Origin of the sequence: Mycobacterium sp. 852002-51971_SCH5477799-a, assembly GCF_001667145.1 — a bacterium.
Taxonomy (GTDB): domain Bacteria; phylum Actinomycetota; class Actinomycetes; order Mycobacteriales; family Mycobacteriaceae; genus Mycobacterium.
On record NZ_LZIF01000014.1, the window covers coordinates 62869 to 82259 of the forward strand.

Genomic DNA, 19391 nt, shown 5'->3' on the forward strand with positions numbered 1-19391 from the left:
ATCGTAGGAAGCACCACCGACAAGAATCGCGGCTTTGTAGCCACTGAAACCAAAGTGGCACAAGGGATTTAACGGCGGCTAGCGCGCTGCCGAATCGGGCTCCGGCGCACCGTTGCCCTCGTCGTCGGGTGCGTGCCCGCGCCATTTTCGGTAGCCACGATGCGCGGCGAACGCGCCGACGACGGCGCTCACGCACCACACCGCGATCGCCGCGTAGGCCAACGGTGACGACCGGTTCCCGATCGAAGCGCCCAGCGCGGTGTAGGCGAAGGCGCGCGGGGACGAGCCGATGAACGCGCCAACGGCCATCTGCCACACCGGAACTCCGAACGCGCCGAACGCATACGAGGCCAGCGCATCTGAGATGCCGGGGACGAAGCGCTGGCCGACGACCGCCCACAGTCCGCCGCGTCCGATCAGGGCGTCGATGCGATCGGCGCGCGCCGTACCCAGCAGCGCGCGTGCGCTGTCGCGGCCGGCGCGCCGCCCGACGAAACTCGCGACGATCGCGGTGCCCACCGTCGCGCCCAGCGTCACGAAGACGCCCAGCAGCGGACCGAACAGCAACCCACTGCCCGCGGCCAGTATCGAGCCCGGAACGAACAACGCGCCCACGACCGCCGAGACCACGACGTAGGCCAGGGGTGCCGCCGGTCCGGTCACGGACACCACGCGACGGATCTCGTCGATGTTGATCACCCGCGCGACGGCCACCAGATAGAAGACCACGCCCAGAAACCCGGCGAACACGGCCAGCCGCACGATGTGGGACCGTCGCGATGTCGGTGGCGGACCGTCGGTGTCGTCCATGTTGACCATGATTGTTCCGCACCGCCGCTCGCTCATCCCCGCCGGGGATTTTCAACACGCCGCGGTGCGGGCGCGGTCGTCGTAGAGTGCCGCATATCAGGGAGTCGAATTCTGGTGAGAGGCCTTCCCCGATGACCGAGCAGCCTGTGCCGCCGAAAGGCAAGCGGATAGTCGTCTGCCTGGACGGCACCGCGAACCAGATAGGAGCCGGCAACCTCACCAATGTCGCCAAGCTTTTCGAGCTGCTCGACAAGAACGATCCCAGCACTCAACTGGTTTACTATGACCCCGGTGTGGGCACGCTGGCGCCGGCCGCCGCGCACTCGGCGGTGCGGCGCTCGGTGTCGCTGCTGATCGAGAAGGCGTTCGGTGCAGGCCTGAAAGACAATGTCGCACAGGCATACCGGTATGTGATGGAGCATTGGCGTCCCGGCGACGCGGTGTACATCTTCGGTTTCAGCCGCGGCGCCTACACGGCGCGCGCGTTGGCGGGCATGCTGCTGCGGCCGGGACTGATGCGGCCGGGTTCGGAGAACCTGCTGCCTTACGCGGTCGAGAAGTACGCCATCAACCGGCCTTTCACACAGGATGAGTTTGACCGCTGGGCCGAGTTCGCCCGCGCGTTCTGCTGGCGCACCGACGGCGAGCCGCTGTTTTCCGTGGTGCGCCAAAACAGTCCGAACCAGGTGTGGCACTACGCCGTGCCCGTGGCGTATCTCGGACTGTGGGACACCGTCAAGGCGGCCGGCTTCCTGCGGTTCGGCAGCCTGCGATGGCCCTACACGCGTTCGCTGCCCAACGTGGCCCGCATCCGCCACGCCGTCTCGATCGACGAGCGACGCCGGCCGTACCGTGAATATCTCATCCAACGGCACCCGCAGGGCCTCGAGGAACGCTGGTTCCCCGGTGTGCACGCCGACGTCGGCGGCACGTTTATGCCCGACCACCGGCTTGCCGCGATTGCGTTGAAATGGATCGTCGACGGAATCACCGACGAACTGGCGATCGACGCGACGGCCTACCGGCGGCAGTGCGCGGTGACCGAAGACTTTGCGTACGCGCCGATCCACAACAACGGGAAGTTGTGGTACCTGGTCGGACGCCGGCGTCGGCCGATGAACCCCGACGCACTGGTGCACCCGAGCGTGTTGGCGCGCCGTCGTGACAATCCGGGCTACTTACCGAACCTGACCGACGAGCAGCAACGGCTGTCCGCCGACCCGAAAGATTGGATGTCTCCCGCGTTGTGAAGGAGCAACCGCCATGGCACTGAGTTCGCTGACCGAGCTGGACCAATACAAAGCCGCGCCCTTCCCCCCGGGCTATCCCGACGACACAAGGACGTTCTACAGTCCGGTCGATCAGGTGCACCAAGCGCTCAAGGCCCTGTTGAGCTCGGCCGACAAGACCATCGTCGTGGCGATGTATGGTTACGACGACACCGAACTCAATGCGGTGCTCCAGTCGGCGCTGAACGACGAAAAGATCTATGTACAAATGAGTCTCGACTCCACGCAGGCCGCCGGAAAGTCCGAACACGCTCTGCTGGCCCCATGGCTCAACGACAAGGTCGGCAACAGCATCGCGATCGGTCACAGTGAGAAGTCGGCGATCATGCACTTGAAGATGGTGATCATCGACGGCGTCGACGTCATCACCGGTTCCACGAACTGGTCCACCGGCGGAGAATCCAAGCAGGACAACCAACTCACCGTGATCCGGGACCCATATGTGTGCGCGGAAGCTCGCTCGCGGATCGACATCATCCACGACGGCATGCTCAAGCAGATGGCCGCGCGGGCTGGGTCCGGAAGCGCACCCCAGGGTGGCCCTGCCGCTACTTGACCGACCGCAGCCGTTGCCGCAATCCGGTGGCGCGCACCGCCCGGCGTTGGAGCGCCGCGCGGATCGATGCCTCGGGGCCCGCCACCCGGACCTTGGTCTTCGCCCGGGTCACCGCCGTGTAAAACAATTCTCGCGTCAGCAGACGCGAATCTTCCGGCGGTATCAGCACCGTCACCTCGTCGGCCTGGCTGCCCTGGCTCTTGTGGATGGTCATGGCATGCATCGTCTCAACCTCGCCGAGGCGGCTGGTCGCGAAGTTCAGCGGCCCGGTGGCGCCGGCGACGACGGCACGCAGGCCGTCGGCGGCGGCCACGGTCACTCCGGTGTCGCCGTTGTAGAGGCGCAGCCCGTAGTCGTTCGCCGTCACCAGCAAGGGACGGCCGGCGTACCACTGCGACCAGGCCGGCTGGCCGGTCGCTTCGGCAATCCACTTCTGCACCTGCGTGTTCCAGTGCGTCGCCCCGTAGGGTCCCTCGCGGTGCGCACACAACAGCCGGTGTTCGTCCAGCGTCGCCAACGCCTCGGCCGCCGCGCCCAGCAGCGCGGCCGAGCGCAGCCGCAGCGCGTGAGCGACCAGCACCCCACGCAGCCGCTCGGCCGGGCGCTCGGTGTTCACCCACTCGATGTGTTCACCGCCGGCAGCCAGCAATTGCACGACACGGTCCGCCTCGCCGACCCGGATCGCCTCGGCCAGGGCGCCGATCGACGTGCCGAATCGGTGCGGTGTGTGCAGGGCCGCGACCCGCACGTCGTCGCGGGCGGCCAATCCGTCCACCAGGTCCGCGAGCACGGCACCGGCTTCCACCGAGGCCAACTGGTCGGGGTCACCGACCAGAATCAGCCGGGTGTCCGGCCGGACCGCCTCGACCAGCCGGGCCATCATCGTCAACGACACCATCGACGTCTCGTCGACCACGATGACGTCGTGCGGTAGTCGATTGCCGCGATTGTGCTTGAAGCGCACCGACGTATCCGGCCGGGGGCCCAGGAGGCGATGCAGCGTGGTTCCGGGCAGGCCGGTCAGCCGCGCCCTGTCCGCCGCGGTGAGCTCCTGGCTTCCCGCGGCCACCGCCTCGGCCAGCCGTGCCGCCGCCTTGCCGGTCGGTGCGGCCAGTGCAATCCGCGGTCTCGGCAGGCCGGCCCGCTCCGCCTGTTCGACCAGCAGGGCGAGCAGGCGCGCGACCGTGGTGGTCTTGCCGGTGCCGGGGCCACCCGTCAGCACGGTCAGCGCCTGCGCGACCGCGATCTCGGCGGCCGCCCGCTGCTCCTCATAGCCGGGGCCGAAAAGCCGTTCGTAGCTCGCCGGTTCGATGTCGGCGGGGGCCACCGAAAGGGCCAGCAGGTCGGCGCACACCTGCTCTTCCTCGAGCCAATACCTGTCGAAATACAGCAGGTCGCCGAACAACCGCAGCACCGGCGGCGACCCGAGCAACGCACTCGCGCGCACCGCCGCCATCCAGTCATCGGTGCCGGGCCAGGGCAGGTCGGCTTCGTCGAACTGGTCGTGCACCGCGCGCAGATCGACGCAGACCGAACCGCCCCGCAACGCGCGTACCACCAGGGCGACCGCGAGCGCCACGCGCTCGTCGGGTTCGCCCGTGAGCGAGGTAAGTCGTTGCGCCACATGGATATCGGCGGGTTCGAATACACCGGCGTCGCTGAACGTGCGCAGCAGCCCGGTCGCGGACATGACTTCCACCGTCACGCGGCCACCCCCTGGGCATCGAGCAGATTCGACAGGGCCGCGATCAATGGCCAGGGCGGCCGCCAGTCGAACACGCCCGCCGGGTGGCCGTCGAGCACGGGCGTCCGCGCGCCGCACATGCCCCGCACGAACAGGTAGAGGACGCCGCCGAGGTGCCGGCTCGGATCGTAATCGCTCAACCTCCAACGCAAAAACCGATGCAGCACAGCACAATACAACAGCGCCTGCAGTGGATAGTCCGAGTGCAACATCGCCTCGGCCATGCGTGATCGGTCGTAGTCGGCGGCGGTCAGCGGTCGTTCCGGGTCTCCGAGCCGGTTGGTCTTGTAATCCACCACCACGTAGCGGTGCCCCGCTCCGTCGGGAATGCGAAGCACGGCGTCGATCGACCCGGTGAGGTATCCGCGCAGCGACTGATCGCCGAGGCCGGGTTCGGCGAGCCGGTCGGCATAGGCGGCCAGCACATCGTCATCCGGCAGATGCGCGCGCAACAGCGGCGCCACATCCGCGAGCCGAACCTCGGGCGCCGTCGAAGGACGGTCACCGCCTGCCAGGGGAAGCTCGAAGTCCAGTTCGCGCAACCGGTCCGGCAACCCGATCTGGCGTAGCGTCCTGCCATCCGTCGACGGGCCCAGCGGCGTGTCGTGCATCGGCACCATCGCCGCGGCCAGCTCGTCGGGGGCCACGGCGACCGGCCACCATGCAGAGTGGGCCCGGATCTGCGTCTCGAGCTCGGCGGCCAGGTCCTCGGCCAACGGGTCGGCCGTCTCCAGCACGGCGTGCACCAGGGTGCCGAATTTGGCGCCCGCCGGCAGGTCGGCCATCGGCGAGGGCACGTCCGGCCCGGCCACCGCCGACGCCAATGGAATGTCGCCGGCTTCGTCGTCGAGTTCACCGATTTCGGGTTCGCTGCTCACCCCGCTGGTCTGCGCCGCCCGGATCAAACCGGAATACGAGGTGCGCCGCCAACCGGTGTCGATGCCGCGGTGAAAGTGGCGGTTCCCCAGACGATCGGGCATCAGCTGGGCGGGCAGCGGCGGGGCAGGCGCCACCACCGATTCCTCGATGACCGGCCCGCCCGCCGCCTCCCACTCGCGCAGCCGGGCCATGGCATCGTCGTCGGAGATCCTGGCGGGTTCGCACCGGTCCGGCACCACCGGCTCGCCGGGCCGGCGACCGCGCAGCAGCCGCGACAGGCCGCCGTTGGGTTCGTAGTACGCCGGTGACCACCACGCCACCACCTGGGACTGGGCCCTGGTCATCGCGACGTAGGTCAATCGGCTGTCGTCGCTGGCGTCCTCCTTACGCCCCAGCCGCTCAACGGCTTTGAAGTCTGGGCTGTCCTTGCCGCCGACGTGCAGGCAGCGCGCGCCGTCCTCGTCGTGGAACAGCACCACGTCACTGTCCTGAGTGTTGCGGTTGAACGCGAACGGCAGATACACGATGGGGTATTGCAGGCCCTTGCTGACGAAGACGGTCATGATCTGCACGGCCGCGGCGTCGCTGTCGAGCCGGCGATTGCGTTCCGGCGCGCCGCTGCGCTCGTCACGCTGCCGGCGCAGCCAATCGCGCAGCGCGGGCAGGCCGTAGTGGTTGCGGTGCGCGACCTCCTGCAGTAGCTGGGTGACGTGCGCCAGGTCGGTCATGTGCCGCTCGCCGCCCCGCCAGGCGAGCACCCGGTTGCCCATGCCCAGCAATTGAGCGGCCTCGAAGATGGCCGCGACACCGCGTTCGCGGGCATGACCGGCCCACTCCCGCAGGGTTTTCCCGACATTGTCTGTGAGCGCGTCACCGCCGGCGGCCAGCGATTCGGCGGTCTCACCGAAGAACATCGTCGCGGCGGCCGCGCGCACCATCCCCGGCCGGTGCGGCTGGTCGAAGGCCTCCAGCAGGCACAGCCAATCCTCGGCGGCCTCGGAGGTGAACACGTCGGAGTTGCCCGTGTACACTGCCGGGACGCCCGCCGCGCAGAGGGCCTTGAAGCATGCCTGCGCGTCGCGGTGTTTCTCCACGATCACGGCGATGTCGCGGGCCTGCAGTGGTCGACCGGCGAACGTCGCCCCGCTGGCCAGCAAGGCGCGGATGTCCGACGCGAGATCGGCACCGATGTGCTCGCGCACCTCATCGATCGGTAGGTTCTGAACACCGCGGCGCCCCAACGCCTTCCGTGCGACCACGCGCAGCCGGAACGGATCGTTGTGCGGTGCGCCGGCGAGCCGATGACCACGGTGGTGTGCGTCGACGTCGTTCACCACGATTGCGGGGTCACCGAGCTGGGCGCCGCGCAGCACCACCTGAAGCCGCTGCAGCAGCGCGGAGTCGCTGCGCCAGTTGGTGTCCAGCGTCCTGCGCTCACCGGCCGTCTCGGCCGCCCGCAGGTAGGTCACGATGTCACCCCCGCGAAACGCGTAGATAGCCTGTTTCGGGTCACCGATGAGGATCACGGTGGAGCGCCCACTGAAGGCCCGGTCGATCACCTGCCACTGCACTGGGTCGGTGTCCTGGAACTCGTCGACCATGACGATGGGCCAGCGTTGGTGCATGCGTAGCCGGGCGGGGGAGTCGTCGGTGGTCAGCGCGTCGGCCAGGCGGATCAACAGATCGTCATAGCCCAGGACGCCCAGTCGGCGCTTGCGCGTATCCAGCTCGGCCAGAACCTCTTTGGCGAATTTGACGCTGGCGGCAGCGCGTGAATCGGGGTCCGGGTCGCGCGGCCGCAGCTCGGTCGACGGGTTGTTGACCACCGCTCGCGCCAGCCGCAGCGCCTCGCGGTAGTGCAGCGCCGGGTCGTCGCGCTCCTGGCCGAAGTGCGCCAGATACAGGTCGTCGACGATCTCGGTCACCAGGTCGTCGAGACTGTCGAGCAGCGTCACGCTGGCCGCCGTGTCCCCGGCCACGCCGAGCGAGCGCAGCACCAGCTGGCAGAACTGATGGGTGGTGGCGATCGTCGCCGCGTCGAAGCCGGCCAGCGCGTCGCGAAGGCGCTGTCGGCGTGCCGCGCGCTGCTCGTCGGTGCCGTCCAGCAGGTATGCCACCACCTGGTTGTCGCCGATGGTCGACGGATCGGCGAAAGCTCGTACAGCATCTACCGTTTGGCAGCGGACGCGTTCGCGTAACTCTTGACTCGCGGCCCGGCCGAACGTGATGAGCAGCATCTGGTCGAGCGTCGCGGCACCGTCGGCGAGGTACCGCGTCACCAAAGAGGCCAGCGCGAAAGTCTTCCCGGTTCCCGCGCTGGCCTCCAGCACGGTGGTGGAGCGCTCGGCGGGAAGCGCACCCAGCAGGTCGAAGCGCTCCATCAGTGGGGTTTCCTCCCGGCGCGCAGCATCGGCAGCCAGACCCGCGCGGCGTAGGCGCCCAGCCGAGTGTCCTCGCCGTCGCACTCCTCGCCCGGACGTACGGGCTGCATCAGCTCGTCGAGCGCCGCGCCCTTGCCCCACGCCCGCGCGTGAGCCGGGGCCTGATCCTCGCCCGGAACGCGGTCGGTGGATTTCCATCGGTATCGCGCCTCGGTCACCGGGTCGTCGCCGCCGTACCGAGCGGCTGCCCATGCATAGGATGTCTTGATGGGCAACGGGATTGGCTCACGCCGACCGGTATCGTAGATCGCCACCAGCTCGCGCAGCACCTGCACGGCCTGCGCACGGTCGTGCGGCGGGCCCAGCCCCTCGACCCGGGTGCTGGCGCCCCTGCGCATGCGGCCGACACACACCGCCGACCAGTCCCGGCCGGGATCATGGGCGGCCAAGGCCAGCAACGGGATCCACGATTCGAGCAGATGTTTGCCGTCCAGGCGCGAATACGTCACTGACACCGTGCGATCGCCATACACCGGCGACACCGTGCCGGTCAACCGCCGCCCGCCGCCCAGGTCGATGTCGACATCGTATGCGGCGGCGCCGGCGTGGCCGTGCCCTTGCCTATGGCCAAGCGCCTCGCGCGCCAACAGGGCGGCTTGGTCGCGGATCTCGGTGACCTTGCGCCAGCCCAGTTGGCCCGGCGGCAGCGTGCCGCGCCGCCACTCGGCCTGCCGCGCGTCGTCCGGAGTCATTCCGCGCAGCATGTCGCCCAGCATCCGATCGCCGACCGTCCACTCTTCGAGGCCGTCGATGTCAACCGGCATGGCGTCTTGCACGCCGTCGACGTCATAGGGGAGCGTGAATTCCAGTGCGCGGAAGAAGCCCTTCACCGGATCTTTGAAGAAGCCGACCAGTTCGGCGAGGATGACGTCGCCGGCCGGCGGTGACCGCAGCGGTGCCGAGATGAATTTCGGGCGTTCGCGGTGCTCGCCGGTGGCCGCGCGCGCCGCACGCAACACCGTGGGGTCGAAACTGAACGGCACGTCGCCGACGAGCCTGCCGGGGATGACATTGCGAATGTCGTACGGCTGCAACGGATGCTCGACGACGATGCGGTCCCGCACCTTGGTCGGGCTGGTCATGTCGAGGGTGTCCAGGAGTTCGGCCAGCGGCACCGCCGGGGGGCGCGGCTGGCCCGAATATTCGTTGGCGCCGGTGTAGGTGATCACCAGTTTCTCGGTGGCCGCGCCGAGCGCGTCGAGCAGCAGTTGCCTGTCCTCCGAACGGATGTCGCGTTCCCCGGTCATCGGACATCGGGCCAGCGCGTCGTCGCCGTCGACGATTCCGCGCCGCGGGAACACCCCGTCGTCCAGCCCGACCAGGCACACCACCCGGTGTGGCACCGAGCGTATCGGCACCATGGTGCACACCGTCAGGGTGCCGGTGCGGAAGTTGGCCCGCGTCGGGCGACCGGCGAGGCGGTGGGTCAGCAGCGCGCGAATGTCGGGCAGCCGCAGCGCGGTGCCGGCCCGGGACCCGGCCTGCGCAACCGTCTGGGCGAACTCGCGTTGCATCTGACCGGTCTGCCATTCGTCCGCATCGCGGACGCGCGTCAGCAGCGCGATGCCCTCGGTGAGCGAGGCCAGCCACTCGGTCAGCGGGCGGGTTCCGGAAAGCGAATCGAGGACGTGTTGCAGCCGCGCGACGAATTCGGCGAACTGGCCGGCCAATTGGACGCGGTTGCTGCTGACGTCGTCCAGCGGCAGCGTCGCGTCGATCCATGCGTTCGAATCATCGGACATCGCGACGCCGGCCAGTATTCGGTCGATGCCGAAGCGCCATGTGTTGTGCACGAAGTCGACGTGGTAGGGCCGCCGATGCTCCTGATCCAGCCCCCACCGGATATTCGCCTGCCGGACCCAGCGGGTGATGGCCTCCAGGTCGTCATCGGTGAACCCGAACCGGGCCCGCACCGGCGGGGACTGGGCCAGGTTGAGCACCTCGCTGGCCGTCACCCGTCCGGCCGCCAGGGCGAGCAGTTGCGCGGACACGCCCAGCAGTGGATTGGTCTGGATCGGTGAGCGGTCGGCCAGCCGGACCCGCAGCTGGTGGGCGGGATGGGCGCCGTGCACCACGTCGCCCAGGCCGAAGTCGGCCATGATCAGCGGCGCGTAGGTCTCGATGTCCGGGCACATCACCAGGATGTCGCGCGGCTGAAGCGTCGGGTCGTCCTGCAACAGGCCGAGCAGCACCTCGCGCAGCACATCGACCTGGCGGGCCGGGCCGTGGCAGTTGTGAATCTGCACCGATCGGTCGTCGGCTCGCATCGTGCGGCCAAGGGGGCGAACGGCGTTGGCGGCGATGTCGGACTGCAACCAGCCGAGCAGCGTGTCCGGGCGTTCGTCGCCGGGCAGATAGTCGTCGGTCACCGGATCCGCCGGCAGGCTGCGTTGCAACTCCCGCAGGTCTCGTCCCAGCGTCGCGAGCAGCGGGTGGGACACCGCGCGGTGGCTGACGTCGTCGCGCCGGCGAATCGCGCCGCGGGTGCCGGCCAGCGCGCGCCACAGCTCCTCGCTCGGGTGCGGTAGCCACAGATGCAGGTCGTGGTGGGTGGCCACGGCCTCCAGCAGCTCGATATCGGTGCGCGTCAACCGGGTGTGCCCGAACAGTGACAGCCGAGGCGGCAGCTCGCTGGGCGCCTCTCGCAGTCGCGCGATGGTGTTGGCGTGCCGGATATGCGGCGGGTCGGCGGCGACTCTCGCCACCAGTGCCCGCCACAGCTCGGGCTGCCAACGCAGGTCCTCGTCAAGCTCGCCGGGGTCGCCGTTGCCCCAGTCGACGAGCAATTGCGGGCGCTGGCGCGCGTAGGAGTCGAACAGGCCGGCCAGCCGTCGCGCCACCTCGTATCGGCGGCCCCGGCGCAGCTCGGCCTCCGCGCCGGTGTGGAAGTGGCCCACATGCAGGGCCAGCGTGCGGCACCACGGTTCGTCCAGCGAGCAGTCGATCGCCTCGAGCAGCGGCCAGGCCATGGCGTCCGGCGACCAGGGATCGTTGTCGGACGTGCCGGTGACCTCGGCGATCAACGAGCCCGGACTGCGGAACGCCACCCCGGCGCACACCCCGTCACCGCCACGCGCACCGAGCAGGTGCGACAACCGCTGGCTTAGCCAGCGTTCCACGCCCCGCGCCGGCACGACGACGAGTTCGGTGCCGAACGGGTCGAGCAGCGGGTTGGCCAGCAGGGCGCCGAGACCGTCGGCCAGAAGATCGGTGCGCTCGGCGCGGTGTAGATGAAGCGGCATTGCGCTGTCACGATAAACCCGGACACCGACGTGAGTGGGCGCTTACGGGTGCGACCGCTTGGAATGGGTGCCGTGCGACGCCGGTCGCTGGTGACCGCGCCGCTGTGAGGGCCAGCCAGGCATGCTTGGGGGCTATGAACAGAACCGAAGTCACCGAACAGGTTGTTTTTGCCCGGCTCCGGGAGGGGCTGACGTGGCAACAGCTGGCCGACGCGATCGGTAGGCCAGTCATGTGGACCACGGCGGCATTGCTCGGCCAGCATCCGATCCCGGTGGAGCAGGCCAAGGTTCTGGCCTCGAAGTTGAAGCTGGACGATTCGGTGGCGCCGGTGCTGGCTGCCGCCCCGATGCGTGGCGGGCTGCCCGCCGCGGTTCCTACCGACCCGACCATCTACCGCTTCTACGAAGCCCTGCAGGTGTACGGCGGCGCCCTCAAGGAGGTGATCGCCGAACAGTTCGGCGACGGCATCATGAGCGCGATCAACTTCAGCCTCGACGTACAGAAGAAGCCGCACCCGTCCGGTGATCGGGTCGTGGTGACTTTCGACGGGAAGTTCCTTCCCTATCAATGGGTCGAGGCGGACGGCTCAAGCGAGGACGCCAAAATGAAGTGACGGCGCGTCGCGGGCGTGTCAGACTAGCGTCGAGGAGGCGAAGTGAACGCGGTGGCGGCCAGCGGCGGCCACCGCGTTCGCCGTTAGTTCATCAAGACCTGTGGGGATAGCTCTTTGAGCATCGCGTTGGCCCAGCGCATCTGCCGCAACGTCTCGGGGTGGCAGCGCGACGACAGGCTCAGCAGTTCGGAATCCTTTGCGGCCTGCGCGCCCTGCGCCAGCAGCTCCCAATCCAGCGAAACCCCCGCCGACAGCCGGTGAATCCGGCGCAGGTCGGCGAGCAGTGCCAAACCGGGCTCCGGCCGGTGTCGCAGCAGGCCACTCATCCGCGACTGCAGAAAACCGGTGATCGCGCCGGTGCGCGGGTCCGCGGACAGGCGCAGACCATAGTGACGCCCGTGCTGCGCCAGCTCGCTGACATGATTCTGCGACCAGCGGGACATGTCGCGCGCGAGGTGGTGAATGTCCTGGTCACTGTGGTGACGCGCCGCCACCACGTTGAGCTCGTGCGCCAGCTTGCGTTCGGAGCGATGCAGCTCGCGGATCGCCAACTTCAGCTTCATGGCCGGCCTCCCCCGGCGACGACTTCGGTGACGCTGGCCATCGCGCCATCGACCGTCGCGGGCACAGATCCATTGGCCGACGCCGCGGTCGTCGGCGCGCGCCCATTTCGGCCGGGCGGCCTCACCCGAGCCTTGCGCAGCCGGGCGGCGGCGGTCTTGTAGATCGGCTGCTTGGACACCGGATCCCAATCGGTGAGCGTCATTTCGTTGCCGGCCCGGTGGTGAGCCTTGCCGTCGGTGTCCCAGTAGCCGTAATGGAAGGGCACGAACAACACGCCCTCGCGGATGCCGCAGATGCGCGCGGCGCACACCACGCAGCCGCGGGGCGTGCTCACCTCGACAAGATCGCCTTCTTCGATGCCCAGCCGCTGCGCGTCGCGGTCGGACACCTCGACCCAGACCTCCGGGGCAGCCCGCTGAAGTTGCTGTGCCCGAGCGGTTTTGGTGCGGGTATGGAAATGGTAGACGGTGCGTCCGGTGATCAGCGCGAACGGGTACTCGGAGCTCGGCTGCTCGTGCGGGGGCACGTACTCGGCCGCTTTGATGATGGCCTTGCCGAAGGGGTTCATCGAGCGGTATTCGTCGGGTTGCAATGGGGCGCCCGTGATCATGTCTTTGCCGTATGCCTCGCAATAGTCCGGGGCCGCCCAGAATTTCGCATCGGCGTAGAGCCGTTCGGTGCCGTCGGGATGCTCTGCGTTACAAGGCCATTGAATGCCGCTGCCGCCGCGCAGCTTGTCGTAGGTCAGGCCCGTGTAGTCGCACGGCCGCCCCGCGGTGCATTTCTTCCAAGCCTCGAACGCCGATTCCGGATCCGTCCAGGGCGGGAACGGCTGGCCGTCGGAGTCGCGGAAGTCCATCCGGCGCGCGTAGTCCAGGAAGATGTCGAGGTCCGAACGCGCGGAACCCGGTGGGTCAACTGCCTTTTCGGACAGGTGCACGGTCCGGTCGGCATTGGTGAAGGTGCCGGTCTTCTCCGCCCACGCCGCGGCGGGTAACACCACGTCGGCCAGCGCGGCGGTCTCCGTCATGAAAATGTCCTGCACGATGAGGAACAGCCGTTCCTGCGACAGGATGTCGCGGATCCGCCGCAGCTCCGGCAACGATACCGCGGGATTGGTGGCGGTGACCCACAGCATCCGCATCGTGCCCTCTTCGGCGAAGCGGAACATCTGCATGGCGTGCGTCGGCGGACCATAGTGCGGAATCTGCAGCGGCTCGAGATTCCACAACTTCGCCAATTCTTCGACGTGAGAGTCGTTGGACCAGTTGCGGAAGCCGGCCAGGTCCCCGTCGGCCCCGCACTCGCGCGTGTTCTCCGCGGTCGGCTGCCCGTTCATCTGCAGCACCCCGCAGCCCGGCTTGCCGAGCATGCCGCGCACCAGGTGAATGTTGTTGACCTGCACGGCCGCCGCGGTGGCCTGGTGGGACTGGTAGAAGCCCTGCAGCACGGTTGACATCAGCCGCTTAGCCTTGCCGAGCAGCCGCGCCGCCCGCCGGATGTCCTCGGCCGCCACACCACAGATATCGGCAGCCCGCTCGGGCGGAAATTCCTCGACCCGGCTACGCAGCTCGTCGAAACCGACTGTGTGCGTGTCGATGTAGTCCTGATCGATCCAGCCGTGGCCGATGATCTCGTGCAGCAGACCGTTCATTAGCGCCACGTTGGTGCCCGGCAGCGGCGCCAGGTGAACCGTGGCATGCCGGGCCACCGGCGTCAGCCGAGGGTCGACGCAGACGATCGACGGCGGCGAGTTGCCGGCCAGCCGGTCCAGCATTCGCGCCCACAGGACCGTCTGCGTCTCGGCGACGTTGTGCCCGAACAAGGCGATGACGTCGGCGTGGTCTACGTCGGTGTAGGACCCCGGTTGCCCGTCGCAACCGAAGGATTCCTTGAGCGCCTCGGCGGCCGTCGCCGTGCAGAGCCGGGTGTTGCCGTCGACGTGGTTGGTGCCGATCGCCCCGTGTGCGATCGCACCCTGGGTGTAGTACGCCTCGGCGAACAGCTGCCCGGAGGTGTAGAACCCGATCGAGCTGGGGCCGTAGCTGGCGAGTAAGTCCTTGGTGCGGTCCACGATCCGTTGCATGGCGGTGTCCCAGTCGCACGGCTTCAGCTCGCCGCGGACCCGGATCATCGGTGTGGTGAGGCGGTCGGGCGAGGCGTTGGCCTGCCAGCCGAACAGATCCTTCGGATCGAGCCGCCCCTGGTTGACCCGGTCGACGGCGCGCCCGCGCACGCCCACGATCCGCCCGTCCTTGACGGCGATGTCCAGGCCGTCACCGTTGGAGTGCAACACCGCGGCCGACTGCACCCAGCGGTCAACCGACTCGGCGCTGACTCCGTCGGCCAGGTAGGTGTCGACTCGTTCCGGCCACCGCGTGCCGGGTTCGTAAGGAGTTCGCGTTCCCCAGGGGTTCGCGATGCGATCGATGGCCATTCCGCTGTCTTCCCCGGCAGCGGCCCCCCAAACCGGCTCGGGCCAAGGCCCTTGCGCGGCTCACACTCCGAATTCGGCTTCGATCCCGTCGATGCCGGCGCGGATGGCCGCCAGGGCGTCGGCGCGGGCGCGCAGTTTCGTGGCGGCGTGCGCCCGCTGATTCAGGCCGGCGAATTCCCGTGCGGCCTCTTCGGCGCGGTCGATCACCACCTCGGGCAGTACGATCTCGTCGACAAAGCCTGCCGCAAGGGCGGTTTCACCGAAGAACGTCTTGGCCAGCCCGGCGGCCTGCTGGTAGGCCGATGGCGTCAACCGCAGCTTCATGATCTCCAGCGCGGCATAGGGAATGACCATGCCGATCGCGACCTCATTGGCCTGAATGTTGTAGGCGTGTGCGGCCACCCGGTGATCGCCCGCCGACAACAGGAACGCCCCCATCGCGATGGCATGGCCGGTGCACGCCATCACCACCGGCTTGGGATAGGACAACAGGCGATACGCCAACTCGAATCCGCCGCGGAGCATGTCGATCGCGGGCTGCACCTCACCGGAAGTCAGGATCTTCAGGTCGAAGCCGCCGCTGAACACGCGTTCGTTGCCGGCGATCACCAGCGCTCCGGCGTCGTCCGCCTCGGCCCGGTCGATCGCATCGTTGAGGGCCTGTTGCATGACCGGGCCCAGCGCGTTGACCTTGCCATCGTCCATCTTGATCACGGCGATGGAGTCCTTGGTGCCGTAGTGGACCGGGGCGCTCATCGGTTACTCCTTGCCGTCAGGCGGGCTGGCTGTGGTGTTTGCCCAGGTCGTTTTCGGCGTTACTCCAGCGCAGGCTGACATCGGTGGGTTCGTCGAGTTGGCGTGTGCGCCATCTGTCTTGGGTTTCCCGCACCGCCGCGTTGATCCGTTCGATCTCGCTGCGGAACACCTCGGGCCGGGTTTCCTTGCTGACGTAGTGGAAATAGGTCAGCAGGCCGCGCAACAGCTCCAGCTTCTCCTTCTCCCGCTTCGCCAAATCGTGGGTGGTCATCAATTCGATGCGCTGGACGGGGGGCAGGGCATCCCAGTCCAGCACGACGTCGGTGTGCAGCGGGGAACGCTCGCGCTCCCAGAACCGCCGGCCGCGCGCTCGATCGGGCCGGTCGTAGTAGGTCAGGGTGCCGGTGAAGCGCGATTCGATGCCGCTACCGATCTCGGCGCGGTCGAGCGCGGAATCCCACACCATGCGCCACTCCTGGCCGGACGCCAGCATCGGCAGCTCGCGGGGGAGCCGCAGTTCGACGACGTCGGCGTAGCCGTCGGTGGCGTTCTCGTATTCGGCGACGGTCGGGGGATTGGCGAAGGAGAAACCGATGTCGTAGGCCGCGGTCCGCCCGAAGTTCCGGACCACGAGTTCGATCACGTGCCAGTCGGCGGAATGCGGCTCCATGAACATCGCGACCTGAGGACGCGTCTGCTCGGCCGCCGCGCGGCGATTCCGGGTGATCTGCCTGTTCGTGAAGATCAGCGTGATGACTGCCAGGACGATTGCCGCCCACGCCGCCCACGCTATCCAGGTGTCGGACCCGACGTGCGTGACATCATGCCAGCTGTCCTGGATCCAACCCATGGAATCCACCCTCCGCTTATATCACAGGGGCGGTGCCCTCGCCGCCTGGTCGTGACCGAGCGATACGGCCTCAGCCGCCCATCAGCATCCGCCATTGGTTGAGGTCCGCTGCCCGATACACGTAGTTGGAACGCTTGACCTCCGCGAGCGACGCGCTGGGCTCCGCCGAATACCAGTGACCCGGAAACACGGTCGGGTCACCGGGCAGGGTCGCGAGCCGCTGCAGGCTGCGGTACATCTCCTCGGAGTCCCCACCGGGGAAGTCCGTTCGCCCGCAGCCCTCCAGGAACAGCGTGTCACCGGCGACGAGGCGGCCGTCGAGCAGAAAGCACTGGCTTCCCGGCGTGTGGCCGGGAGTGTGCAGCAACTCGATCTCGATCTCGCCGATGCTGATCTTGTCGTGATTCTCGTGGGACGTCAGGTCGCCGAGACCTATCCCCGTGACGCGCGAAACCCACAGTGCCTCATGGGTATTGACGTGCACCGGCACCGGCACCGGTGCCCGGTCCAGCAGCTCGGCAAGCCCCGGCAGCGCGAACCCCATCATCGAGCCACCCACGTGGTCGGGGTGGTGGTGGGTCACCAGCACGCCGGACAGGTGCATGCCATCGGCCTCCAGCGCGTCGAGCAGGTCGCCGGCGGCGTAGGCCGGGTCGACGACCACGCAGTCCCCCGTTTGCCGGTCGCCGATCAGGTAAGCGAAGTTGCGCATTTGCGTCGCGAACATGTCGCCGGCGGCGAAGTCGCGACCGGAGAGCAGTTGTCGGAAATACAGCCGGTCCTCTGGCACGTGAACAGACTAGGACCCCGACCGCAAGGGGCCCACCGACACCGCCGTTTCGGAGCCGATTAGGCCGGTACCTCGTGGGTATTGTTGGCGCATGAGGAAGAAGGTCGAAATCGAGGTCGACATCGATCTGGTCGACGAGGCGATCCGCCGCTTCCATCTCCTCGATGCGCGCGAGGCCATCAACCTCGCGTTGCGGACCCTGCTCAGCGACGGCGAATCCGTCGAACAGGACGATGAGTACGACGAGTTCAGTGACCTCAGCGCCTGGGAACGTCATCGCAACGGCGGGAGCGGCTGATGTTTGCCGCGACCCCATCGACCGCCGGGTGACCCTCGGGTTTACGAACGTCCGCCGGGGAACGGCGCTGCCATTACCCGTGGTTTGGTTCCGCTGCGAGCCAGGCTGTACCCTCTTTTAGGCCCGCGCGGAGGAGATCGCTTCGGGTGCACGGCCCCCTTAGCTCAGTCGGTAGAGCGTTTCCATGGTAAGGAAAAGGTCAACGGTTCGATTCCGTTAGGGGGCTCGGCGGACGCCGAGCAGGCGTGGCGGCCCCCGACCCCAAAAGGGGTGGCCAGAGGCGATGTAGCTCAGTCGGTTAGAGCGAACGACTCATAATCGTTAGGTCGCCGGTTCGAGTCCGGCCATCGCTACAACACAACAGCACAGTTCAGGAATCGAGAGAGAACCGTCATGGCTTCCAGTACCGACGTACGGCCGAAGATCACCTTGGCATGCGAGGTGTGCAAGCACCGCAACTACATCACCAAGAAAAACCGCCGGAACGACCCGGACCGACTGGAGCTGAAGAAATTCTGCCCCAACTGCGGTAAGCACCAGGCGCACCGGGAGACGCGCTAGCGGCCACCCGCGGGCGTTTACTCCAGTTGACTAGGTAGTTTAAGAACCGTGCCGTTAAGTCCGAGCATCGTCGGTATGCACTACCGCTACCCCGATCATTACGAGGTGGAGCGGGAGAAGATCCGCGAATACGCGGTGGCCGTGCAGAACGACGACCCCTCGTCCTTCGAGGAGAAGGCGGCGGCCGAACTCGGCTACGGCGGTCTGGTAGCGCCCCCTACCTTCATCTGTGTTTTCGGATACAAGGCCCAGACCGCGTTCTTCCAGTACGCGAACATCGAGATCGCGGACCAGCAGATCGTTCAGGTCGACCAGGTGCTGAAGATGGAGAAGCCGATTGTCGCCGGCGACAAGCTGTACTGCGACGTCTACGTGCAATCGCTGCGGGAGTCGCACGGCACCCAGATCGTTGTCACCAAGAATGTCGTCACCAACGACGCCGGCGACGTCGTGCAAGAGACCTACACGACCCTGGCGGGCCGTGCCGGTGAGGATGGAGAAGAGGGATTTACTGATGCCACTGCGTGAGTTCAGCTCCGTGAAGGTGGGTGACCAGCTTCCGGAGAAGACCTATCCGCTGACCCGACAGGATCTGGTGAATTACGCGGGCGTTTCTGGTGACTTGAACCCGATCCACTGGGACGACGAGATAGCCAAGGTTGTCGGCCTGGACACCGCGATCGCGCACGGCATGCTGACCATGGGTATCGGCGGCGGCTACGTGACCGCGTGGATCGGTGACCCCGGCGCGGTAACCGAGTACAACGTGCGGTTCACCGCCGTGGTCCCGGTGCCCAACGACGGCAAGGGCGCCGAGCTCGTCTTCAGCGGCCGGGTGAAGTCCGCCGATCCCGAGACCAAGTCCGTGACGATCGCGCTTACGGCCACCACCGGAGGCAAGAAGATTTTCGGCAGGGCGATCGCGTCCGCGACTCTGGCATAGTTCATGGCACTCAAGACGGACATCCGCGGAATGATCTGGCGTTACCCGGATTACTTCGTCGTGGGGCGCGAGCAGCTGCGTGCGTTCGCGCAATCCATCAAGAACGATCACCCCGCCTACTACACGGAAGACGCGGCCGCCGAACTCGGCCACAGCGCGATCCTCGCGCCGCTGACCTTCGCGACCATCTTCGCCAAGTTGGTGCAGCTGGACTTCTTCCGGCACGTCGACATCGGCATGGAAACCCTGGTGATCGTCCAGGTCGACCAGCGCTTCGTGTTCGCCAAGCCGATCATGGCCGGCGACAAGCTGTGGGCCCGGATGGAGGTCCAATCGGTGGACGAGCGCTTCGGGGCCGACATCGTCGTCACCAAGAACATCTGCACCAACGATCAGGGTGAGCTGGTCTTGGAGGCCTACACCACGCTGATGAGCCAGTACGCCGAACAGTCCGAGAACCTGCGCTGGGACCCGGAAACCGGCCAGGTTGTCAGGACAGCGTAATTACTATTGGATTTCCCGCGCTTAGGGGCAATCAAGTACACTCGGTCCTCGGGGTTTTCCCAGCAATAGCGCGCTTTCCGTGAGTCGAAGTAATCGGAAGGCGCGCGTGTCAT

General features: G+C 67.4%; 16 protein-coding genes, 2 tRNA genes and 1 pseudogene. 10 read left to right on the forward strand and 9 right to left on the reverse strand.

Annotation, left to right across the window (positions count from 1 at the left end; all coding sequences use genetic code 11):
- Positions 1-78: 78 nt before the first annotated feature.
- Positions 79-810, reverse strand: a complete 732-nt coding sequence (locus A5753_RS01250) for a TVP38/TMEM64 family protein (RefSeq protein ID WP_067122585.1) — start codon at positions 808-810, stop codon at positions 79-81.
- A 131-nt stretch (positions 811-941) separates the two neighbouring features.
- Between A5753_RS01250 and A5753_RS01255 the strand changes: the two genes are divergently transcribed.
- Both A5753_RS01255 and A5753_RS01260 read left to right on the forward strand, forming a co-directional pair.
- Positions 942-2060 carry a DUF2235 domain-containing protein gene (locus A5753_RS01255; RefSeq protein ID WP_067122324.1) on the forward strand — a complete coding sequence of 373 codons (1119 nt, stop codon included), beginning with the start codon at positions 942-944 and terminating at the stop codon, positions 2058-2060.
- 13 nt (positions 2061-2073) lie between these two features.
- Complete coding sequence (locus A5753_RS01260) at positions 2074-2655, forward strand: phospholipase D-like domain-containing protein (protein WP_067122327.1); 582 nt, start codon at positions 2074-2076, stop codon at positions 2653-2655.
- Here the strand turns inward: A5753_RS01260 and recD are convergent.
- From recD to recC, 3 genes are read right to left on the reverse strand one after another with little or no spacing between them, the layout of a single operon-like run.
- Positions 2648-4345 (reverse strand): exodeoxyribonuclease V subunit alpha, encoded by a 1698-nt coding sequence (gene recD, locus A5753_RS01265; protein ID WP_067122588.1) that lies wholly within the window; start codon positions 4343-4345, stop codon positions 2648-2650. The genes A5753_RS01260 and recD overlap by 8 nt on opposite strands.
- Before the next feature lie 11 nt (positions 4346-4356).
- Complete coding sequence (gene recB / locus A5753_RS01270; RefSeq protein WP_067122329.1) at positions 4357-7659, reverse strand: exodeoxyribonuclease V subunit beta; 3303 nt, start codon at positions 7657-7659, stop codon at positions 4357-4359.
- Complete coding sequence (gene recC, locus A5753_RS01275; RefSeq protein ID WP_067122334.1) at positions 7659-10961, reverse strand: exodeoxyribonuclease V subunit gamma; 3303 nt, start codon at positions 10959-10961, stop codon at positions 7659-7661. The genes recB and recC overlap by 1 nt, the downstream gene beginning before the upstream one ends.
- Positions 10962-11095: 134 nt before the next feature.
- Here recC and cynS point away from each other — a divergent pair, with 134 nt between their 5' ends.
- Positions 11096-11575: a cyanase gene (gene cynS / locus A5753_RS01280; protein WP_067122337.1), complete on the forward strand. Its 480-nt coding sequence runs from the start codon at positions 11096-11098 to the stop codon at positions 11573-11575.
- 83 nt (positions 11576-11658) lie between these two features.
- Here cynS and A5753_RS01285 read toward each other — a convergent pair whose 3' ends face one another.
- The 5 genes and pseudogenes from A5753_RS01285 to A5753_RS01305 all read right to left on the reverse strand — a co-directional run bounded on the left by A5753_RS01285 (position 11659) and on the right by A5753_RS01305 (position 16972).
- The gene (locus A5753_RS01285) at positions 11659-12138 is read right to left on the reverse strand and encodes a hypothetical protein (RefSeq protein ID WP_067122340.1); all 480 of its coding nucleotides are present in this window, start codon (positions 12136-12138) and stop codon (positions 11659-11661) included.
- On the reverse strand, positions 12135-14576 hold the full coding sequence (locus A5753_RS01290) for a molybdopterin oxidoreductase family protein (protein ID WP_067122343.1): 2442 nt from the start codon (positions 14574-14576) through the stop codon (positions 12135-12137). The genes A5753_RS01285 and A5753_RS01290 overlap by 4 nt, the downstream gene beginning before the upstream one ends.
- Before the next feature lie 60 nt (positions 14577-14636).
- Positions 14637-15332 carry a crotonase/enoyl-CoA hydratase family protein gene (locus tag A5753_RS01295; RefSeq protein ID WP_067122346.1) on the reverse strand — a complete coding sequence of 232 codons (696 nt, stop codon included), beginning with the start codon at positions 15330-15332 and terminating at the stop codon, positions 14637-14639.
- A pseudogene (locus A5753_RS01300) lies at positions 15329-16182 on the reverse strand (hypothetical protein). The gene A5753_RS01295 and the pseudogene A5753_RS01300 overlap by 4 nt, the downstream one beginning before the upstream one ends.
- A gap of 70 nt (positions 16183-16252) precedes the next feature.
- Positions 16253-16972: an MBL fold metallo-hydrolase gene (locus tag A5753_RS01305; protein WP_067122353.1), complete on the reverse strand. Its 720-nt coding sequence runs from the start codon at positions 16970-16972 to the stop codon at positions 16253-16255.
- Positions 16973-17063: 91 nt separating this feature from the next.
- Here A5753_RS01305 and A5753_RS01310 point away from each other — a divergent pair, with 91 nt between their 5' ends.
- The 7 genes from A5753_RS01310 (at position 17064) to hadC (ending at position 19278) form a co-directional block, all read left to right on the forward strand.
- Positions 17064-17270 carry a type II toxin-antitoxin system VapB family antitoxin gene (locus A5753_RS01310; RefSeq protein ID WP_067122356.1) on the forward strand — a complete coding sequence of 69 codons (207 nt, stop codon included), beginning with the start codon at positions 17064-17066 and terminating at the stop codon, positions 17268-17270.
- 153 nt (positions 17271-17423) lie between these two features.
- Positions 17424-17496: transfer RNA gene (locus A5753_RS01315), tRNA-Thr, on the forward strand.
- 53 nt (positions 17497-17549) lie between these two features.
- Positions 17550-17623 (forward strand) — tRNA-Met (locus tag A5753_RS01320).
- Positions 17624-17663: 40 nt separating this feature from the next.
- Complete coding sequence (gene rpmG, locus A5753_RS01325) at positions 17664-17831, forward strand: 50S ribosomal protein L33 (protein WP_003898538.1); 168 nt, start codon at positions 17664-17666, stop codon at positions 17829-17831.
- A 48-nt stretch (positions 17832-17879) separates the two neighbouring features.
- A complete protein-coding gene (hadA, locus tag A5753_RS01330; protein ID WP_067122359.1) occupies positions 17880-18359 on the forward strand; it encodes a (3R)-hydroxyacyl-ACP dehydratase subunit HadA in 480 nt (159 codons plus the stop codon).
- A complete protein-coding gene (gene hadB, locus A5753_RS01335; protein WP_067122372.1) occupies positions 18346-18774 on the forward strand; it encodes a (3R)-hydroxyacyl-ACP dehydratase subunit HadB in 429 nt (142 codons plus the stop codon). The genes hadA and hadB overlap by 14 nt, the downstream gene beginning before the upstream one ends.
- Before the next feature lie 3 nt (positions 18775-18777).
- Positions 18778-19278: a (3R)-hydroxyacyl-ACP dehydratase subunit HadC gene (hadC, locus tag A5753_RS01340; protein WP_067122375.1), complete on the forward strand. Its 501-nt coding sequence runs from the start codon at positions 18778-18780 to the stop codon at positions 19276-19278.
- Positions 19279-19391 lie beyond the last annotated feature (113 nt).

Bases quoted from the DNA above. Each gene is read 5' to 3' on its own strand.
- A5753_RS01255 (WP_067122324.1), top strand. From the start codon at position 942: ATGACCGAGCAGCCTGTGCCGCCGAAAGGCAAGCGGATAGTCGTCTGC.
- recC (WP_067122334.1), bottom strand. From the start codon at position 10,961: ATGCCGCTTCATCTACACCGCGCCGAGCGCACCGATCTTCTGGCCGAC.
- A5753_RS01290 (WP_067122343.1), bottom strand. From the start codon at position 14,576: ATGGCCATCGATCGCATCGCGAACCCCTGGGGAACGCGAACTCCTTAC.
- recB (WP_067122329.1), bottom strand. From the start codon at position 7,659: ATGGAGCGCTTCGACCTGCTGGGTGCGCTTCCCGCCGAGCGCTCCACC.
- rpmG (WP_003898538.1), top strand. From the start codon at position 17,664: ATGGCTTCCAGTACCGACGTACGGCCGAAGATCACCTTGGCATGCGAG.
- A5753_RS01310 (WP_067122356.1), top strand. From the start codon at position 17,064: ATGAGGAAGAAGGTCGAAATCGAGGTCGACATCGATCTGGTCGACGAG.
- A5753_RS01285 (WP_067122340.1), bottom strand. From the start codon at position 12,138: ATGAAGCTGAAGTTGGCGATCCGCGAGCTGCATCGCTCCGAACGCAAG.
- recD (WP_067122588.1), bottom strand. From the start codon at position 4,345: ATGTCCGCGACCGGGCTGCTGCGCACGTTCAGCGACGCCGGTGTATTC.
- cynS (WP_067122337.1), top strand. From the start codon at position 11,096: ATGAACAGAACCGAAGTCACCGAACAGGTTGTTTTTGCCCGGCTCCGG.
- hadB (WP_067122372.1), top strand. From the start codon at position 18,346: ATGCCACTGCGTGAGTTCAGCTCCGTGAAGGTGGGTGACCAGCTTCCG.
- A5753_RS01250 (WP_067122585.1), bottom strand. From the start codon at position 810: ATGGACGACACCGACGGTCCGCCACCGACATCGCGACGGTCCCACATC.
- A5753_RS01260 (WP_067122327.1), top strand. From the start codon at position 2,074: ATGGCACTGAGTTCGCTGACCGAGCTGGACCAATACAAAGCCGCGCCC.
- hadC (WP_067122375.1), top strand. From the start codon at position 18,778: ATGGCACTCAAGACGGACATCCGCGGAATGATCTGGCGTTACCCGGAT.
- A5753_RS01295 (WP_067122346.1), bottom strand. From the start codon at position 15,332: ATGAGCGCCCCGGTCCACTACGGCACCAAGGACTCCATCGCCGTGATC.